The organism is Pseudomonas sp. PDM20, assembly GCF_014852575.3.
Classification (GTDB): Bacteria; Pseudomonadota; Gammaproteobacteria; order Pseudomonadales; family Pseudomonadaceae; genus Pseudomonas.
This window is the reverse complement of record NZ_CM181224.1, coordinates 5,614,400-5,629,582: the sequence shown is the minus strand read 5'-3', so window position 1 is coordinate 5,629,582 and position 15,183 is coordinate 5,614,400. Positions and strand designations below refer to the sequence as shown.

The window sequence follows — 15,183 nt, the reverse complement described above, 5'->3', positions numbered from 1 at the left end:
CACATGACAATTCTGGTAACTGGTGGCGCCGGTTTCATCGGCGCCAACTTCGTGCTCGACTGGGTTGCCCAGTCGGATGAAACCGTCATCAATCTGGACAAGCTGACTTACGCCGGCAATCTGGAAAACCTTGCCAGCCTGGACGGTGATGACAGGCACGTTTTCGTGCGCGGCGACATTGCCGACGGCGAGCTGCTGCAGGCATTGCTGGGCAAGTATCGTCCGCGGGCGGTCGTCAATTTCGCGGCTGAGTCGCATGTCGATCGTTCCATCCATGGCCCGGAAGATTTCATCCAGACCAACATTGTTGGGACATTCCGCCTGCTCGAGGCGATACGTGCCTATTGGAATGGGTTGGAAGGCAGTGAGAAGGAAAAGTTCCGCTTCCTGCATGTTTCGACCGATGAAGTGTACGGATCGTTGACCAGCGACGCCCCGGCCTTCACTGAAGAACACCAGTACGAGCCGAACAGCCCGTACTCGGCGAGCAAGGCAGCGAGCGATCATCTGGTCCGGGCCTATCACCACACGTACGGCCTGCCGGTGCTCACCACCAATTGCTCGAACAACTACGGCCCCTATCACTTCCCGGAAAAACTCATCCCGCTGATGATCGTCAATGCCCTGGCAGGCAAGGCACTGCCGGTGTATGGCGATGGTCAGCAGATTCGTGACTGGCTGTACGTGAAGGACCATTGCAGCGCCATCCGCCGAGTGCTCGAGGCGGGCACTCTGGGCGAGGTCTACAACGTTGGCGGCTGGAATGAAAAGCCCAACCTGGAGATCGTCAACCGCGTCTGCGCCCTGCTCGATGAGCTGCGCCCGCGAGCCGATGGCAAGGGCTATGGCGAGCAGATCAGCTATGTCGCCGACCGCCCCGGCCATGACCGTCGCTACGCAATCGACGCTCGCAAGCTTGAGCGTGAACTGGGCTGGAAACCGGCCGAAACCTTTGAAACCGGTATTCGCAAGACGGTCGAGTGGTATCTGGCGAACCAGGGCTGGGTCGAAAGCGTACAGTCCGGCAACTACCGCGAATGGCTGGAGAGGAACTACGCGGGGCGCAGTTCGTGAAGATTCTCCTGCTGGGTAGGAACGGCCAGGTGGGTTGGGAGCTGCAGCGCAGCCTGGCCCCCTTGGGCGAGTTGCTGGCGCTGGATTCCCGCAGTACCGACTATTGTGGCGATCTGGCTGACCTCGACGGGCTGGCCGCGACGCTGGAGCGCTTTGCGCCGGACGTGATCGTCAATGCCGCGGCGTACACCGCGGTGGACAAGGCCGAGTCGGAGCCGGAACAGGCACGGCGAGTGAATGCCCAGGCGCTGGGCGTGATGGCCGAGGCCGCGGCACGCCACGGTGCGCTGCTGGTGCATTACTCGACCGACTACGTGTTCCCCGGCCACGGCCAGACGCCCTGGCGTGAGGTCGACGATGTCGGCCCCCTGAACGTCTACGGCCAGAGCAAGTTGGCCGGCGAGCAGGCGATCCAGGCCTCTGGCTGTCGGCACCTGATCTTTCGCACCTGCTGGGTCTATGCCGCGCGCGGCAACAATTTCGCCAGGACCATGCTGCGCCTGGCGCGAGAGCGCGACAGTCTGGGCGTGATCGATGATCAGTTCGGAGCACCCACCGGTGCGGACCTGATCGCCGATGTCACCGCTCACGCCATCACGGCGGCCGTGCGTTCGCCCGAGCTGTGCGGCCTCTACCACCTGGCAGCTGGCGGCGAAACCAGTTGGTGTGGGTATGCCCGTTTTGTCCTTGAGCAGGCCACCGCGGCCGGCGTCGAGTTGAGCGTGTCGGCCCAGGCCATCGGAGCGCTGACGACGGATGCCTACCCGTTGCCCGCCAAGCGCCCTGCGAATTCCCGCCTGAATACCGAAAAGCTGCAGAAGGCCTTCCTGCTGAATCTCCCCCATTGGCAACACGGGGTAGCACGGATGCTGACGGAAATTATCGAGAAGTAATGATGAGCAAACGTAAAGGAATCATCCTGGCCGGCGGGTCAGGCACTCGACTTCATCCGGCAACGCTGTCGATCTCCAAGCAGCTGCTGCCGGTGTACGACAAACCGATGATCTACTACCCGCTCACCACCCTGATGCTGGCGGGTATCCGCGACATCCTGATCATTTCCACGCCGCAGGACACTCCGCGCTTCGAACAGCTTCTGGGCGATGGCCACCGCTGGGGGGTGAACATCTCCTACGCAGTGCAGGCCTCGCCGGACGGCCTGGCCCAGGCGTTTCTGATTGGCGAGCAGTTCATCGGCAACGACCTCTCGGCACTGGTGCTCGGCGACAACATCTTCTACGGCCACCAGTTCAGCGAGCTGCTCGACAGCGCATCCGAGCGTGAGCAGGGCGCCTCCGTGTTCGCCTACCACGTGAACGATCCCGAGCGTTACGGCGTGGTTGAGTTCGATGCTCAGGGCAAGGCCATCAGCCTGGAAGAAAAGCCGCTGCAGCCAAAGTCCAATTACGCCGTTACCGGCTTGTACTTCTACGACCAGCAGGTTGTGGACATCGCCAAGAGCATCAAGCCCTCCGCCCGCGGCGAGCTGGAGATCACTGACGTCAACCGGATCTACCTGGAGCAGGGGAACCTGTCGGTGGAAATCATGGGGCGCGGTTATGCCTGGCTGGACACCGGTACCCATGACTCGCTGCTCGAAGCAAGCCACTACATCGCGACTATCGAGCACCGCCAGGGCCTGAAAGTGGCCTGCCCCGAGGAAGTGGCCTTCCGTCAGCAGTGGATCACGTCCCAGCAACTGGAAGAGCTTGCCGCGCCGATGCTGAAGAACGGTTACGGCCAGTACCTCAAGCGCCTGCTCCAAGAGACGATCTACGGATGAAAGCGAGCAAGATGGCCATCCCGGACGTGGTGCTGTTCGAGCCCCGGGTGTTTGGCGACGAGCGCGGCTTCTTCTTCGAGAGCTTCAACCAGAAGGTCTTCGACGAGGTGGTCGGACGCCCTGTGACTTTCGTTCAGGACAATCACTCGCGGTCGATCAAAGGCGTGCTCCGCGGCCTCCATTATCAGGTGCAGCAGTCCCAGGGCAAGCTGGTACGAGTGGTCCTGGGCGAGGTATTCGACGTGGCCGTGGATATCCGCCGCGGCTCGCCGACTTTCGGCCAGTGGGTCGGTGTGCACCTGTCTGCCGAGAACAAGCATCAGCTGTGGGTGCCGGAAGGTTTCGCCCATGGATTCGTTGTTCTCTCCGAGACCGCGGAGTTCCTTTACAAGACCACCGACTACTACGCCCCCGCGCATGAGCGCTGCATTGCCTGGAACGACCCGCAGATTGGTATCGAGTGGCCGTTAGAGGGGGAGCCGCAGTTGTCGGTTAAGGACAGTGCCGGTGCCAGTCTGGCACATGCCGAAGTTTTCAAATGACCACCAGCACTTTATCCGGCATCGAGCCCCTTGCCGCCGCTGATGCCTTCGAGCTGGCGCTCAAGCCCATGCGAGAAAAGCGCTGGGCTGACGCCTCTGCTCTCTGGAAAGTATTCCGCGAACAGTACCGAGGACATCCGGCGCCCTGGATACAAGGTGCGATCAGCCTGATGCGCCAAGGCGACATCGGCGCCGCTGGCGACTTGCTGGCGTTCGCGCGCGAGCATTTCCCCAAGCATTCCAGTACCTGGCTGAGCAGTGCGGAATGCGCCCGCCTGCAGAAGAATCCGACTCTGGAGCGGGAGCTGCTGGCGCAAGGTTGCGAGCAATGTCCTGAACACTGGGAGCTGCTCGGCAAATCTGCTGATCTTGAACTGCGTACCGGCAACACTCGAGAGGCCGAGAACTTCAATAGTCGGGCTCGCGAGCATGCCCAGGGTCGCATCGAGCCCTTGTTGCAGCATGCAGAAATTGCAGAACACTCTGAAGACTGGGAGCAGGCCGAGTCTCGCTGGCGCCGGGTCGTAGAGGCCAAACCTGAATACTCGCGGGGTTATACGCAGCTTTCGAATGCCTGCAAGCAGCAGGGAAAACTGGCGGAGGCGAAGAAATATCGCCTGGCCGCTCTGTACGGTGTCGATAGCGTGAGCTCTCCCGCGACCGTGCAGACGATGGAACGCAAGAGCCAGACGTCGCAGGGTGGAGAGCACTTCATTCAGCTTGTCCTGATCAAAGCGCTGCTCAACCTGAAGTCCGAGTCATCACGAAATCATCTGAACTATGCATGGGTAATCATTGAGCCACTGCTGCACCTGATCATCTATTACCTGTTGTTCTCTCAGGTTCTCAACAGCGGTGGTGACAACTACGGGCTGTTTTTACTGTGTGGCCTGGTGCCCTGGATGTGGTTCTCCAAGGCCATTTCCATGAGTGCGAACAGCATCATTTCCGGCCAGGGTCTGATGTTGAATACCGGAATCATGCCCTCGTTCTTTCCGCTGGTCGCGATAGTACAAGCGACAATGAAACAATTGCCGGCGTTGCTCTTCCTCCTGGCGTTGGGGCTTGTTGTTGATGAAAAAAGTCTGAGCCTGAATATTCTGTGGCTGCCCGGAATTTTACTTGTTCAGTTTCTTCTGACTCTTGCCTTGGGATTGTTGCTGGCGGCGATTATCCCGTTTTTACGGGACTTGGCCAATCTGGTCGCAACAGGCCTGACGCTGCTGATGTTCTTGTCTGGGGTTATTTACGATTACCGGCATATACCTGGGGGCGTCGCCAAGATACTCGAGTACAACCCCATGGCTGTGCTGATCGCCTGTTATCGCGAAGTGGTGCTGGAAGGTCGGCCCCCGGAGTGGACTGGTTTGATTTATGTGGGGTTTGTAGCGTTGATCGTGATGGTTTTTGATTATGTGCTGTATCGCCATCATCGGCGGACGTTCGTGCGTCGGTGCATGCGCTGATGGCTAACAGATTTCTTTCGTTACGTAACGTCGGTGTGCGTTTTGCGCTCAGTGGGAAAATTAATCGAAATGGTTTTGTCGAGCCATTGAAAGACATAACGCTGGATGTTTACCGCGGAGAGACACTGGGCATATTGGGCGGGAATGGTGCCGGCAAGTCGACCTTGCTCAAGGTGATGTCGGGAGCTCTTCGTCCTGATCGAGGAGAAGTGATTAACCATGGTGCCACGGTTTCGCTGCTCGCATTGCAGGCTGGTTTCGACCTGAACCTGAGTGGACGTGACAACGCGCTGTTCGGCGGCATGTTGCTGGGTTACAAGCGGCAGGAAGTACTGACCCGCCTCGAGGAGGTCAAGGCCTATTCGGAGTTGGGGGACTTTTTCGATGAGCCATTGCGAAAGTATTCCAGCGGTATGGCGTCAAGGCTGGGATTTGCAATCAGCACCATCATAAGCCCTGAAGTCCTGCTGGTGGATGAGGTCCTTAGTGTTGGTGACGCACATTTCAAGAAGAAGGCTGAGCGAACCATGATGCAGAAGATCGCAGCTGGCCAGACCGTGGTTTTGGTCTCTCACTCCAGAACCCAGGTAGCCAATCTCTGTGACCGTTGTGTGATCTTGCATCAAGGGACATTGATTGAATGTGCCTCGGTCGACGAAACATTGAAGAAATACGACCAGATGATGCAAATGCAATAGTCAAGGAGCAGTTGGATGTTCGGCAAGAGGGTAGGTTTTCTGATTTCTTTGTTTGTTTTGACGATCCTCGCGGGGTGTGGTCAGGACGTTGATCGCAAGGCTGCTGTGTTGATTAGCAGTAAGTGCGCGGTCGATGTTATTGCGGGTGAAAAACGAGACGTCGTCTGGATGAAACCGGGTGTTATCAGCTTCAGCGGATGGGCGGCGGACAGTAATAGCAGTACTGTCCCTGCGGCGCTGGATATTCTGATCACTGATTTGAACAGCAACGTCCGCACCTCCTACAAGGTATCCGGCCGCTTGGATCGCCCGGATGTCGTCAAGTACTTCAATCAGCCAACGCTTCTCAAGTCCGGCTTCAAGGCCAACATAGACCTGAGTGGGTTGGCAAAAGGTACATACGGAGTTTCGCTGCAGATGCCTGTGAAACATGGGGCGATCATCTGCTCTACCAAGAAGGCAGTGCGCATCATTTAACGATTTTCGCTTTTGGACGGGGGCGTGTTTCCGCCAGTTTGTGGCGGGGGCGGAGAGGACGCCTCGTTCAAGTAAGAGCCATTTGATACACGCAGGGCGCGCGGAGCTGTCTGAATGCCCGGCTTGCAGGATCGATTATCTGGCTGAGCGCTACATATTTTGTAATTTCAGGTTGAGTTAGACCAGCATGAAAAAGAGTGCAAGGAAAAAGCAAGTCAGGCCGTCGGAGCTAAATGGCCTCGCTGTATTACGGAACCGAGATGCCGTGGCCGACAGCGACCCGATAGTCAGCCTGAATATGCTGCTGCACGACGAACTTGCAGAGCGGAGGAAGGAAAATGCTCTGCTGGAAGCCCAGGTGCTCGAATCCGAGGAGAGTATCAAGGCTGAGCGCGAGAAGATGCGCCTGCAGAAAAAGCAGGTAGATGATGAAGTCATTCGACTGCGTCAGCAGATCGCTGCTCGCGAGCGAAAGTATTCAGCGTTGCGCAAGGAATTCCAGGAGTCCACCAGTTGGAGGCTCACCCGACCTGTTCGCAAATTTGGTGTGCTGACCCGGCGCGCCCGTTTGCTGAAGGCCACGATCACCTCTCTGTTTACCCGCGGTGGTGGGTTGAAGCAGAGCGTGCGCAAGGCTCTGGAAGTTTACCGGCGGGAAGGTTGGAGCGGCATCCGCTCGCGATTACGTCGCCACGCCTCCGATCAGTCGGTTCTTGCCACTCATAAACTCAGCGGTGTAGCGCTCAAGCCTGCCCAGCGGGCAGCCAACCTGCCTTTGGAACGGCGTGCTTTCCTTGCCCAATCGATTTCGCCGGAAGTCCAGGTGGCCAGCGAGCTGTTCACGCAGGCCGACGCCCAGATGCGCATCGCGGTCGTCATTCACGTGTTCCATCTGGATGTTCTACCTGAGTTGCTTGGACGCCTGGATAACATCAAGGTCGAGCACGATGTGTTCATGACTGTGGCGCCTGACAAGCACGAGGCCCTCCGCGCGTGGATGGCTGAATCGTCTCTTGATCGGCGCAGCGTTGAGATCGTACAGGTCGATAATGGCGGCTACGACATACTGCCCTTCATCAAGATGCTGCCTCGCGTTATCGAAGGCAAGTATGACTTGGTGTGCAAGCTGCACACGAAGAAGGGACTGGCCAATCTCGAAAAACTGTATCCGGAAGCGGGCAATGCCTGGTTGGACTTGCTGCTCAATCCTCTCATGGGCAGTGAGGAAGCTGTTCGTCAGGTGTTACATGCCTTCGCCACCCAGCCGGACTTGGGGATGTTGGGATCGGCCGATTTCTACAAATCTGTACGCCATCTGATGTATGGCAACGAAGTGGAGGTTTCCCGCTTCGTTCAACTGCTGCAGCCGTCGGCAGACCCGGGACAGCGCTGGGGCTTTTTTGCTGGCAGCATATTCTGGTCCCGACCGGCGTTGCTCAAGGGGCTGGTTGACCTGATTCCGGCGCTCGAACAACAGGTCGTTGCAACCAAGGAGCAGACCGGGAGTATCAGTTCTGCCTGGCATGCTCTGGAGCGAGTGATGGGCCTGCTCCCTTCGCTGAATGGCCAGCACACTGCACTCGTCTACAGTGCGGACGATACGGGGGAGACGACCCGAGTCATGCTGGCGCACAAAAGCTCTCTCGAAAGCGGCAGCCCTTACTCTGTTGGTGCATCTCTAGCCGGCTATATCAACCTGAAGAAAAACGTCGAGTTTCTTCGGGAGCGCGCTGAGTTCAGCCAGCAGTTTTATCTGGATGCCTATCCGCACGTGCGTACGCTGGCTATGGATGCCGTTGTCCATTACCTGCGATATGGGGTGTATGAGCGTTGCAACCCTAACCCGAATTTTGATTCGGCATGGTACTGGGACGAAAATAAGGACACGCTGAATAACCGTTGCAACCCCTTGATTCACTATCTGCAACACGGTGTCAAAGAGGGGCGTAGCTGTTTCCCTGCCGCTGAAAACATCACGGCGCTCATGGCCCTGGTCAGCGCGACAGGTCATTTCGATGGTAAGGCCTATCTGCAGGCCAATCCTGATGTTGCGCGGGCCAAGATTGAGCCGCTGAGGCATTACAGCCAGTTCGGTTGGCGGGAACTGCGGCAGCCTGCAGTCGGCAGCGGCTTCGATGCCATCTGGTACGCCTCCGAGTACCTTGAGCAGTGGCGCAGCCCGATCAACCCGTTGGTGCACTATGCAATATGCCAACAGCGCCAGAGTCTGCTGCGTCGCCCTGCGCGAAAGATGCTGGATATGTCGTCCGGGCATCGACTGCCGACAGAGCGCAAAGCCAGGCGTGTATGCCTGTTCGCGGGTTACGACCCCGATGGTTTGATTGACCAGTATGTTCTGGACTTCATCGAAGAGCTGCAGAAGTACGCCGACGTTTATTACCTTGCGGATGGCGATTTGCAGCCCGGCGAGTTGCAGAAGCTGGCGCCAATAACCAAAGGTGCCTGGGCTTTCCGTCATGGTGAATATGACTTCGGCTCATACTCTCGTTTGGCCCGGGACCTGGTCGGCTGGGAGGTGATTCGGACTTACGACGAAATGCTTCTGGTTAATGACAGTAGCTACCTACTCAGCAGCCTTAAGCCAGTCTTCGACAAGATGGATGCGAAGAGTTGCGACTGGTGGGGGCTTCAGGCAACCAAGGGGCTAACCGCTACCCGGGATGTAGCGAGCAACCGTTTTGATGAAAAGATTGCCATGGAGACCGTGCTTCGTCGCCTCGTGCCAAGTTACGAAAAGGACGAATGCTACGACTTCCATATCGGTTCGTACTTCCTCGCTTTCCGTGCGCCTGTACTGGAAGAGAAGGGTGTTTTGCAGCAGTTGCTGGATAGCGTTCGAAAGGAGCGGAGTAAGAAGAACATTGTCCTGCGCTATGAAATTGGCATGACTCGAAGGTTGCTGTTGGCTGGTCACAAGCCCGCAACCTTTATCGACCATCTGTACCCGTTCCATCCGATCTATACGAAGTATCACTACGATCTGATTGCTGAAGGCTTCCCACTGTTCAAGCGGTTCTTCCTTACCGAGAATCACTACTATGTGCCAGAACTGTGGCGCTGGAAACAATGGGTCAATGAAGTTTTGCCCGGCGCCGACCTGCGTGCGGCAGAAAGAAACTTGTTGCGTATCGGGAATGCCGACAAACTCTACCGCAGCCTGAATATTCCGGCAGATGGCAGGCAGTGGCCCGAACCCTTGTTGAGCGACTCGCAGTTTGTCAAGGAAGATGCTGTAACGGTCAAGGATGATCGCTGCTGGGCATTCCCCGTGTGTGCCTATGATCACTTGCTGGGTGGTAACGATCGAATGGTGTTCGAGTCAGTGAAAAATGACCCGAATATACGCAAGGTAATTTTGACTCGCAGCAAGTGCGTACAGGCGGAAGGCGTTAATGTCGATATCGTTCCGCTTAAGAGTTTGGCCGGCCAGCGTCTACTGATGCAATCACGCTACATATTCGTGAAGCACGCGCCACGCATCAATACGATATTCCCGTTGGATGCCAAGCAGCATCGATTCATTAACCTCTGGCACGGCATTCCATTAAAACGTATCGGTTACGCATCGCTCGATCTGCAGGACAAACTGCAGTCCATTTCCGCGGAGCATGCTCGCTGTCATTCGGTCATCGCTTCTTCGAAAATCGATCGAATGGCCATGGCATCAGCGTTCTATCCACTGAACTTCCACAATATCTGGTTGACCGGTTTGCCGCGCAATGATGTCATTTTGCGTGAAGAAACATTGCTGCCTGTCGACTTTCAGGAGCAATTGGTGCGCCTTCGCCAGACGTTGGGTGGTCGCCGACTGGTACTGTTCGCACCCACTTTCCGCAATGCGCAGGCCGAAGGCTATTACGTGTTCAGCGAATCAGAGCGTGAGGCACTGGCCGAATGCCTGCGCAAGCACAATGCGGTATTGGGCGTTCGTGAGCATATGGCGGACAAGGCTAATAGCTATTCGCAGGCGTTGAGTGGCGTCGACATGCCTGTCATCAGTCTTGATCGGCGTTACTTTGCGGATATCGAACTTCTTTATCGAGAGTCAGATCTGCTGATCACCGACTACTCAAGTTGTTTTATTGACTTCATGCTGACGGGCAAGCCGGAGATTTGCTTTGCCTATGATTACGAGTCCTACGCAGGCTCAGAACGGGGATTATTCTACGAATTGACGGATGTTTTCCCTGGTCCGGTTTGCCATGACTTCCGTGCATTGCTGCAGTCGCTGGATGAAATTTTGGCCGGGCAGCAACTTGAAAGCAAAATTTCGTACGAGTTTAAACGCAAGATTTTCTTTGACCATGTTGATGATGGCAATACTCAGCGTGTGCTCGAGCATGTTGCAAGAGAAATGGAGAGGGGGAGCGTATGAAAACTGTTATTACCTACGGAACTTTCGATGTCCTTCATGCTGGACATATTCGATTGCTGCAACGCGCTCGGGCGCTGGGCGACCGCCTGATCGTAGCGTTATCCAATGATGAGTTTAATGCAGGCAAGCACAAAAGCGCATTGCTGGACTATAGCAACCGTAAAGCTGTGCTGGAGTCGATTCGCTATGTTGACCTGGTCGTGGAAGAGGCGGACTGGGAGCAGAAAGTTCATGATGTCAGCAAATACTCGGTAGATGTTTTCGTCATTGGCGATGATTGGAAGGGTCACTTTGATTTTCTAAAGCCTCATTGCGAGGTCGTTTATTTGGCGCGTACCAGCGGTATCTCCTCGACGGAAATTCGTGAGCATTTAAGTGAAGCCGTCGTGTAATTCACAGGCAAGATGACGTGAGCCCGGACAGCCTCTGTAGGTTGTCCGGGCGCGTGCCGGTTCGTTGAGCGGCCAAGTCGACCCCGACAGGCCATTCACGCCAGATTCCGGGCCCCGCCCATCGGTCCCTACGAAAAAACGCCCGGCATCCTTGCCGGGCGTTTTCGTTTCACACTGCCGATTACTGCTGATGCAGCTTCCACGCATCCCCGTGGGGAGCGGTGCCCTTGTCGTACGGGCGGAACAGGGTCATGTAGGCCAGGCCCAGCAGGATCACGATGCCACCTACCAGGATGATCCCGTAGTTCAGGTACCAGGGCGCGTCCGGCGTGCGCGGCCAGGACATGTTGATGATCGCCAGCACACCGTAGGTCAGCGCCAGGATGTTCACGATCCAGCCCCAGTTGCCCAGGGTGAAGGCGCCGCTCGGTTTCCAGCCGCGCAGGCGGGCGAACAGGGCGCCGCCGACGATCATCTGGAACGACAGGTAGATACCGATGGCGGCGAAGCTCACCACCATGGCGATGGCGTTCTGCAGGTAGAAGCCGGCGCAGACGATCACGGACGGGATCACCCCGCAGGCGATCAGCGCGGCCACCGGCACGTGGGTGTTGGGCGACAGGCGCTTGAGCAGGCCGCTGCCCATCACCATCTCGTCGCGGGCGTAGGAGTACAGCAGGCGGCTGGCGGCGGCCTGCAGGCTGAGCACGCAGGAGACAAACGAGACGATGATCACCGCCATCACCAGGCGCGCGCCGGTCACGCCGAAGGCGTTGTCGAGGATGGTGGTCATCGGGTCCTTGTCGGCGCCGGAGATCACCGCGGCCATGTCCGGTACCGCGAGGATCAGCGCCAGGGCAGCGAAGATGGCCGCGCCGCCGCCGATCCAGATGGTCATGCGCATGGCCTTGGGAATGCGGCGGCTGGGGTTCGGGGTTTCCTCGGCGACGTCACCGCAGGCCTCGAAGCCGTAGTAGAGGAACATGCCGGCCAGCGAGGCGGTGAGGAACGCTGGCCAGTAGCTGCCGTCGATGCGGATGTCGAAGGTGTTGAACAGCACCGAGAACGGCTGGTGGCGTTCGAAGATCAGCAGGTAGGTGCCGATTACCAGCGCGCCGAGCAGCTCGCAGATGAAGCCGAACATCGCCACGCGCGCCAGCAGCTTGGTGCCGGACAGGTTGAGCAGGGTGGCGATCACCGTCAGCGCGAGGGCGACGAAGGTGTTGGTCACCGGTGTCGACTCGAAGCCGAGCAAGGTCGCGATGTACGGGCCGGCGCCCAGGGCCACGGCGGCGATGGTCACGCACAGCGACACCGAGTAGATCCAGCCGACCATCCAGGCCCAGCGCTTGCCGACCAGGCGCCGGGCCCAGGGATAGACGCCGCCGGAAATGGGGAACTGCGAGACGACCTCGCAGAAGATCAGGCACACCAGCATCTGCCCGATACCCACCAGCAGGTAGGACCAGAACATTGGCGGGCCGCCGGCGGCCAGGCACAGGCCGAACAGGGTGTACACGCCGACCACCGGCGAGAGGTAGGTGAAGCCCAGGGCGAAGTTCTGCCAGAGGGTCATGCTGCGTTCGAAATTGGAGGTGTAGCCCAGCGCGCGGAGTTGCTCCGCGTCGCGGTCCAGGGCGGCGCCTGGCTGGATCGAGCTGTTCATCGTGGGTGTCCTGTCTGAGGTTTTCGCGTCGGCAGCCAATCGGGTGCAACGGAAAGCGTTGTTGTTATTGTTCGGCGCGCGGCTTGAGCCACGCGCCGTCTTGCTCCAAACCTCTCGTTTTCCGGATCGCGTTACAGCTTGATCCAGGTCGCCTTCAGCTCGGTGTACTTGTCGAAGGCGTGCAGCGACTTGTCACGGCCGTTGCCCGACTGCTTGAAGCCGCCGAAGGGCGCGGTCATGTCGCCGCCGTCGTACATGTTCACCCACACGCTGCCGGCGCGCAGGGCGCGGGCAGTGAGGTGGGCCTTGGAGATGTCGCGGGTCCAGACCGCCGCCGCCAGCCCGTAGGGGGTGTCGTTGGCGATGCGGATGGCTTCCTCGGCGTCTTCGAACTCGATGACCGAGAGCACCGGGCCGAAGATTTCCTCGCGGGCGATCTTCATCGCGTTGCTCACGCCGTCGAACAGGGTCGGCTCGACATAGGTGCCGCCGGTTTCCTCCAGTACGCGCTTGCCGCCGGCGAGGATCTTCGCGCCTTCGTCCTGGCCGGCCTGGATATAGCCCAGTACCTGCTCCAGCTGGCGGCCGTCGACCAGTGCGCCGACGTTGGTTTCCGGGTCCAGCGGGTGGCCGGCTTTCCAGCCCTTGAGGGCCTCGACCACCAGCGGCAGGAACTTCGCCTTGATCGATTTCTGCACCAGCAGGCGCGAGCCGGCGGTGCACACTTCGCCCTGGTTGAAGGCGATGGCGGCGGCGGCGGACTCAGCGGCGGCCTGCAGGTCCGGTGCGTCCTCGAAGACGATGTTCGGGCTCTTGCCGCCGGCCTCCAGCCAGACACGCTTCATGTTCGATTCGCCGGCGTAGACCATCAGTTGCTTGGCAATTTTTGTAGAGCCTGTGAACACCGCGGTGTCCACGTCCATGTGCAGCGCCAGGGCCTTGCCGACGGTGTGGCCGTAGCCCGGCAGCACGTTCAGCACGCCGGCGGGAATGCCCGCTTCGATGGCCAGCTGGGCGATGCGGATGGCGGTCAGCGGCGAGCGCTCGGAGGGCTTGAGTATCACCGAGTTGCCGGTGGCCAGTGCGGGGCCGAGTTTCCAGGCGGCCATCATCAGCGGGAAGTTCCACGGCACGATGGCGGCGACCACGCCCACCGGCTCGCGGGTGACCAGGCCGAGCTGATCGTGGGAGGTGGCGGCCACTTCGTCGTAGACCTTGTCGATGGCCTCGCCGCTCCAGCGCAGGGAGTCGGCGGCGCCCGGCAGGTCGACGTTCAGCGAATCGCCGATGGGCTTGCCCATGTCCAGGGTTTCCAGCAGCGCCAGCTCCTCGGCGTGCTCTTCCAGCAGGGCGGCGAAGCGGATCATCACAGCCTTGCGGGTGGCCGGCGCTTCACGCGACCAGACGCCGGAGTCGAAGGTGTTGCGGGCGCTCTGCACGGCGCGCTCGGCATCGGCGGCGTCGCAGCTGGCGACCTTGGCCAGCAGGCGGCCGTCCACCGGGCTGATGCAATCGAAGGTTTCGCCGGAGGCGGCGGCAAGGTACTCGCCCTGGATGAAGGCGCGGCCCTCGATCTTCAGGGCCTTGGCGCGGGCTTCCCATTCGGCGCGGGTTGGCTGGCTCATGCGTATCGCTCCTCGTTCTTCCTGGTGTTGGCGGAGACGGCCTGCGGACCGTCGCTGGCAAATACATTTGAAACCATATCTTATGTTTTGTCGGTTGCCAATACAGGTCGAAAAATGAGCACTTGAAAGGGGTTTTTGTGGCAAAAGACCTTGCTGAAAGTCCGGAAAGCGATTTAAAAATATGGAGACATAGTTTTGCGCGGAGCCGCAGCCGGGCTTACCGGTAGACTTCTCCCTCGACGCCAGAACAGAACGCCAGAACAGGAATATTCCGCGCCCATCGCGCTGCTGCCTATGAACGAATTCAGGAAAGTCCGCCCCGCCAGTTTCATGCGCCTGCGCCAGGAAGGGCGCACCGAGGAGGTTGCGCGCCGGCTGGTGGAAATGGTCGACCTCGGCCTCTACGCCGAAGGCGAGCAGCTGCCCAGTGAAAGCGAGCTGGCGATGCAGTTCGGCGTTGCCACCGTGACCCTGCGCGATGCGCTGGCGGAGCTGCGCGAACGCGGCGTGATCGAGACCCGGCGCGGGCGCAACGGTGGCAGTTTCGTCTGCTCGCCGCAGCACACCTCCGAGGACGCCCTACTGGGGCAACTGCGCCAGATGAGTGCACTGGAACTGCGCGATCTGGGCGACGAACACGTCGCCATCGCCGGCGCTGCCGCGCGCCTCGCCGCGCAGCGCTCCACGTCCGATGAGCAGGCGCGCATCGCCCAGTACCTCGATGCGCTGGCGAGCGCCACCACCCGGCAGGAACAGCGCCGCGCCGATGCGCGCTTCCATATCGAGATCGCCGTCGCCGCCCAGTCCGTGCGCCTGACCCACGCGGAGACGCGCCTGCAGGCGGAGATCGGCGAATGGCTGTGGCTGCCGGTAGAAGGCTTCCCGGGCGCCGCAGCCATCGAGCAGGAGCACCGCGCGATCCTCGAAGCGATCAGTGCCGGTGATTCGAACCTGGCCGGTGCGCTGGCCGAGGCCCACGTCACCCGTGGCATCAAGCGCCTGATCAACCTGCGCCTGAGCCTGCTGGCCGAAGACGGCTGACTGGCACAGCGCTTGCTGCTTTC

12 protein-coding genes are annotated in these 15,183 nt (G+C 59.2%); 10 read left to right on the top strand and 2 right to left on the bottom strand.

The genetic code is table 11. The features are described from left to right. The first annotated feature begins 3 nt into the window (after positions 1-3). The 9 genes from rfbB to tagD all read left to right on the top strand — a co-directional run bounded on the left by rfbB (position 4) and on the right by tagD (position 10,828). The gene (gene rfbB / locus IB261_RS25905) at positions 4-1,074 is read left to right on the top strand and encodes a dTDP-glucose 4,6-dehydratase (RefSeq protein WP_151188390.1); all 1,071 of its coding nucleotides are present in this window, start codon (positions 4-6) and stop codon (positions 1,072-1,074) included. After that, entirely contained in the window at positions 1,071-1,967 is an 897-nt protein-coding gene (gene rfbD / locus IB261_RS25900) for a dTDP-4-dehydrorhamnose reductase (protein ID WP_192383811.1), read from the top strand. Before rfbB ends, rfbD begins: the two co-directional genes overlap by 4 nt. A gap of 2 nt (positions 1,968-1,969) precedes the next feature. Further along, complete coding sequence (rfbA, locus tag IB261_RS25895) at positions 1,970-2,857, top strand: glucose-1-phosphate thymidylyltransferase RfbA (RefSeq protein WP_192225344.1); 888 nt, start codon at positions 1,970-1,972, stop codon at positions 2,855-2,857. Further along, entirely contained in the window at positions 2,854-3,399 is a 546-nt protein-coding gene (rfbC, locus tag IB261_RS25890; protein WP_151188388.1) for a dTDP-4-dehydrorhamnose 3,5-epimerase, read from the top strand. The genes rfbA and rfbC overlap by 4 nt, the downstream gene beginning before the upstream one ends. Further along, entirely contained in the window at positions 3,396-4,865 is a 1,470-nt protein-coding gene (locus tag IB261_RS25885; protein ID WP_192225345.1) for an ABC transporter permease, read from the top strand. Before rfbC ends, IB261_RS25885 begins: the two co-directional genes overlap by 4 nt. Continuing rightward, positions 4,865-5,563, top strand: a complete 699-nt coding sequence (locus IB261_RS25880) for an ABC transporter ATP-binding protein (RefSeq protein ID WP_151188386.1) — start codon at positions 4,865-4,867, stop codon at positions 5,561-5,563. Before IB261_RS25885 ends, IB261_RS25880 begins: the two co-directional genes overlap by 1 nt. A gap of 15 nt (positions 5,564-5,578) precedes the next feature. Beyond that, complete coding sequence (locus tag IB261_RS25875) at positions 5,579-6,040, top strand: hypothetical protein (protein ID WP_151188385.1); 462 nt, start codon at positions 5,579-5,581, stop codon at positions 6,038-6,040. Between the two features lie 265 nt (positions 6,041-6,305). Further along, entirely contained in the window at positions 6,306-10,436 is a 4,131-nt protein-coding gene (locus IB261_RS25870) for a CDP-glycerol glycerophosphotransferase family protein (protein ID WP_192383812.1), read from the top strand. Continuing rightward, complete coding sequence (gene tagD, locus IB261_RS25865; RefSeq protein ID WP_151188382.1) at positions 10,433-10,828, top strand: glycerol-3-phosphate cytidylyltransferase; 396 nt, start codon at positions 10,433-10,435, stop codon at positions 10,826-10,828. Before IB261_RS25870 ends, tagD begins: the two co-directional genes overlap by 4 nt. 181 nt (positions 10,829-11,009) lie before the next feature. On the opposite strand, the gene IB261_RS25860 is transcribed toward tagD, so the two are convergent. Further along, complete coding sequence (locus IB261_RS25860) at positions 11,010-12,494, bottom strand: APC family permease (protein WP_081520083.1); 1,485 nt, start codon at positions 12,492-12,494, stop codon at positions 11,010-11,012. A 131-nt stretch (positions 12,495-12,625) separates the two neighbouring features. Beyond that, the gene (locus IB261_RS25855) at positions 12,626-14,119 is read right to left on the bottom strand and encodes an aldehyde dehydrogenase (protein ID WP_151188381.1); all 1,494 of its coding nucleotides are present in this window, start codon (positions 14,117-14,119) and stop codon (positions 12,626-12,628) included. 294 nt (positions 14,120-14,413) lie between these two features. Here IB261_RS25855 and IB261_RS25850 point away from each other — a divergent pair, with 294 nt between their 5' ends. Next, entirely contained in the window at positions 14,414-15,160 is a 747-nt protein-coding gene (locus tag IB261_RS25850; RefSeq protein WP_081520085.1) for a FadR/GntR family transcriptional regulator, read from the top strand. Positions 15,161-15,183: the final 23 nt, after the last annotated feature.

Coding starts and splice junctions, on each gene's coding strand:
- IB261_RS25885 (WP_192225345.1), top strand. CDS start 3,396: ATGACCACCAGCACTTTATCCGGCATCGAGCCCCTTGCCGCCGCTGAT.
- rfbB (WP_151188390.1), top strand. CDS start 4: ATGACAATTCTGGTAACTGGTGGCGCCGGTTTCATCGGCGCCAACTTC.
- IB261_RS25880 (WP_151188386.1), top strand. CDS start 4,865: ATGGCTAACAGATTTCTTTCGTTACGTAACGTCGGTGTGCGTTTTGCG.
- IB261_RS25860 (WP_081520083.1), bottom strand. CDS start 12,494: ATGAACAGCTCGATCCAGCCAGGCGCCGCCCTGGACCGCGACGCGGAG.
- rfbA (WP_192225344.1), top strand. CDS start 1,970: ATGAGCAAACGTAAAGGAATCATCCTGGCCGGCGGGTCAGGCACTCGA.
- IB261_RS25850 (WP_081520085.1), top strand. CDS start 14,414: ATGAACGAATTCAGGAAAGTCCGCCCCGCCAGTTTCATGCGCCTGCGC.
- rfbC (WP_151188388.1), top strand. CDS start 2,854: ATGAAAGCGAGCAAGATGGCCATCCCGGACGTGGTGCTGTTCGAGCCC.
- IB261_RS25855 (WP_151188381.1), bottom strand. CDS start 14,119: ATGAGCCAGCCAACCCGCGCCGAATGGGAAGCCCGCGCCAAGGCCCTG.
- tagD (WP_151188382.1), top strand. CDS start 10,433: ATGAAAACTGTTATTACCTACGGAACTTTCGATGTCCTTCATGCTGGA.
- IB261_RS25875 (WP_151188385.1), top strand. CDS start 5,579: ATGTTCGGCAAGAGGGTAGGTTTTCTGATTTCTTTGTTTGTTTTGACG.